A 221-nucleotide genomic window follows, 5' to 3' on the forward strand; every position below is an offset into this window, starting at 1 on the left:
CCCCGCCTCAGGCGGAGAGGCCCATCTCCCGTGCGATCAGCATCCGCTGCACCTCGCTCGTGCCCTCACCGATCTCCAGGATCTTGGAGTCCCGCCACATCCGCGCCACCGGGTACTCGTTCATGAAGCCGTACCCGCCATGGATCTGCGTAGCCTCCCGCGCGTTGTCCACCGCCACCGTCGAGGAGTACAGCTTCGCCAGTGCCGCCTCCTTCTTGAAG

Annotated in this window: 1 protein-coding gene; it reads right to left on the reverse strand. The window is 66.1% G+C overall.

The features are described from left to right. Positions 1-7: 7 nt before the first annotated feature. Positions 8-221 (reverse strand): acyl-CoA dehydrogenase family protein (locus tag J0695_RS39830; RefSeq protein WP_277990103.1); only part of this gene is annotated, 214 nt, incomplete at its 5' end.

This window comes from Streptomyces beijiangensis (assembly GCF_017315755.1).
Taxonomy (GTDB): domain Bacteria; phylum Actinomycetota; class Actinomycetes; order Streptomycetales; family Streptomycetaceae; genus Streptomyces; species Streptomyces beijiangensis.